Origin of the sequence: Bacillus sp. XF8 (assembly GCF_017498755.1) — a bacterium.
Taxonomy (GTDB): domain Bacteria; phylum Bacillota; class Bacilli; order Bacillales; family Bacillaceae_G; genus Bacillus_A; species Bacillus_A bingmayongensis.
In genome coordinates this window covers 1-3,425 of record NZ_JAGDQK010000100.1, presented here as the reverse complement: position 1 = coordinate 3,425, position 3,425 = coordinate 1, and the positions used below count along the sequence as shown (strand labels likewise).

The window sequence follows — 3,425 nt, the reverse complement described above, 5'->3', positions numbered from 1 at the left end:
GAATTGAATTATTCAGATTTGTTTGCGGATGGGCAATATAGCCGGGTGCCACTGCCTACCTATCCTTTCGCTCTAGAGCGGTATTGGGTACCGCAACTAGATTTGGATACCGTTTCTATGATGGAAGAGATACCTGCACAGCCCAAAGCAGTGGCAGAGGTGGCTGCATCCGAGGAAAGCCAATTGATGACGTTCGCTGAGAGATGGCAATCACATGCCTTATCTGATGAGCGGATGACCCCACCGAAGGTATGGGTATGTTTTATATCGAATCCTTCATACCAACAGGTATTACGTACAGCTTTAAAAAGCCGTTATCCAGAGACGGAGGTCATTTTTGTTGCTCAGGGTACCACGGATCGTCGGGAAAGTCCATATCATTACCAGTTGAATCGAGCGGACGGTATGGCTTATCAACAAACTCTCAATAGCATAGCGGCTGAATGGGGGACAGGTTTTGCCCTGCTGTATCTGTGGCCTTTGGAGGATCAAGCTTTAATTAATGATTATATGCCTCTCTTTCATCTATTCCAGGCAGCGTGGGAAGCAAAACCAGCGCGCTTCATTTGGGCGGGTGAATGGACCACTCCGCTTGAGCGCAGTTATCTAGAATCCTGGATTGGTTGGGAGCGCTCTCTGGGGCTGATACTACCTCAGATGGGTGTGTCAGGGATTTTACAGAAAGCAATGCCAGAAGGATTGGATATGGTTAAGTGGTTGGATAAGCTAGCCGATGAGATGGAAAGCACGCCCGTAGAGAGTGTGCTCTATGAGAGAGAACAGCGGTATGTGTGCCGAGTTGAACCGACGGATATCACCGAAGGTGAAGGGGGAATCAAAGAAGGGGGTACGTATCTTATCACCGGTGGTGGTGGCGGATTGGGCCGCCGATTAGCTGCTAATCTTATTCGCTCGCAATCCGTTAATCTAGTATTAACAGGACGATCGCCTTTATCCGATAGCTTAGCGGATGAGATCAGGAAGTGGGAAGAATCAGGTAGTCAAGTACTCTATTGCCAGGCAGATGTTTGTGATCGTGCGGCTATGGCGGATGTACGACAGAAAGCCAAAATACGCTTTGGCGGAATCGATGGAGTCATCCATGCTGCGGGATTAGCTAGCAAAGAACCGCTCTTTGCCAAGTCGGCAGCTGACTTTGCGCGTGTGTTAGCTCCGAAGGTGCAAGGGGCACAAGTGTTAGATGAAGTCTTCGCTTCGGCATCCCTTGACTTTGTTTGTTATTTTTCTTCTTCATCAGCCATTTTGGGAGATATGGGAGCGGGAGACTATGCGATGGCTAATCGTTTCCTTATGGCCTATGCTCATCAACGGCAAGCAATATTTCCTGGTAAGACGCTAGTGATTAATTGGCCGTTATGGAAAGAAGGCGGAATGGGATTAGGAGATGATGAACAGACGCATATGTATCTTGTTTCAAGTGGTCAGCGGACCTTGGAGACAGAAGAAGGTCTGATGCTCTTTGAACGTTTGCTGAGCCAGACGTCCACACAACATTTGGTATTGGCTGGTCAACCGGAACGGGTGCACCGCTTCTTAGGATTAGGTCAAACGAATGCAGTTGGGTCATCGTTAGAGCGACCTGCGGTCTCAGAATTACCAGCAGGTCAAGGAAGGTGCGAAGAAATGAAAGGGTTAAGTGTACAACAGTGTGTGGAATGGGATTTAAAGAAAATTGCATCGAATCTTTTACAAATCCCACGGGATCAATTGCATTTAGAGAGTAATTTAGCGGACTTTGGTTTTGATTCAATTACATTGGCGACCTTTGCAGAACGACTGACGGCTCATTATAATGTGGAAATCACCCCAGCTTTATTTTTTGGTTATCCGAACTTAGGGAAACTAGCTGACTATTATATGACGGAGCATACGGAGGGAATGGCTGCGTTTTATAGGGAAGGAAGAACGATGGAGAAGCTATCATCCACCATACCAAATGATATGCATCGAGAGGAAAAGGTGCAGTCACAGTCAGTGATGCCAGAGAAGCTGGCAGAGAAAAAATCTCGACCAGAGCCTCAGATGCAGATAACACCAAGACAGTTGGAAATGGAACCTATTGCAGTGATTGGAATGAGTGGTCGTTTTCCAGGAGCACGTAATATCGACCAAATGTGGGAACATCTGGTCAAAGGAGAAGAACAGGTGCAATCAGCAACCCGTTGGGCACAAGAGGGAGAACAGTGGCGTTTTGGTGAGGTGCCGGGAGTGAGTGAATTTGATCCTGCATTTTTTGAAATCTCCCCGCGAGAAGCTCAGAACATGGATCCGCGCCAACGGCTGTTGCTGCAGGAAGCTTGGAAGGCCTTAGAGGATGCGGGTTATGGAGCTAAACAGATAGAGCGCCAACGGATTGGTATGTTTGTTGGTGTGGAAGGTGGAGATTACAAGTATCTCAGTGGCTTTAACGGCCCGATTACCTCCAACCATGATGCCATTTTAGCCGCAAGGCTTTCTTATGTACTCAACCTTAACGGTCCTAATATGGCAATTAATACGGCGTGCTCTTCCGGCTTGGTAGGATTGCATCAGGCGTGTCAAAGCTTGCGTGTGGGAGATTGTGATACAGCTATTGCAGCTGGTGTGAATCTGATTCTTATGCCGCAAACATTGGAAGCAATCGATCAGGCAGGAATGTTATCTCCAGATGGGCGATGTTATGCCTTTGATGAACGTGCCAATGGCATGGTACCAGGAGAAGCGGTGGTAGCGGTGGTGCTTAAACGTCTCTCCCAAGCTCAGGCGGATAAAGATCCTATCTATGCGGTGATCCGAGGAAGTGGTATTAACTATGATGGCAAAACCAACGGTATTACGGCTCCTAATGGGGTAGTACAAGCTCAGCTTTATCGTTCAGTCTATGATCAGTATGGAATTCATCCTGAATCCCTGTCCTATATTGTCACTCATGGTACAGGTACACGACTGGGAGATCCAGTAGAAGTCAATGGTTTACGGGATGCCTTCAGAAGTTATACGGAAAAAGAAGGGTTTTGTGCCATTACTTCAGCAAAAACTAACTTTGGGCATACTTTTGCTGCTTCAGGTTTGGTTAGTCTCATCAGTTTGGTGCAGGCTATGCGCCATGAAACTATCCCAGCCAGCTTACATTTTGAACAGGAAAACCATTATATCCAATGGAAAAACAGTCCCTTTTATGTGAATAAGACGAATCGGGAATGGAAAGACAGCGCAGGCCAACCTCGCCGAGGAGCCGTAAGTGCCTTTGGCATGAGTGGAACCAATGTACATTTAGTGGTAGAAAGCTATCCAAAAGAGACTCAGGTGGAGAAAGAATCATCGCTTCCTTATTATTTACTGGCATTGTCGGCGAAGACTGAGGAGGCTTTAACAGAAAAAATAGCAGACCTGATAGCCTTTTTGGAGAGCCCAGAAGGGCAGGA

At 47.1% G+C, this 3,425-nt stretch carries 1 protein-coding gene; it reads left to right on the top strand.

The features are described from left to right. Nucleotides 1-117 precede the first annotated feature (117 nt). Nucleotides 118-3,425 (top strand): type I polyketide synthase (locus J4P91_RS28490; RefSeq protein ID WP_207996770.1); only part of this gene is annotated, 3,308 nt, incomplete at its 3' end.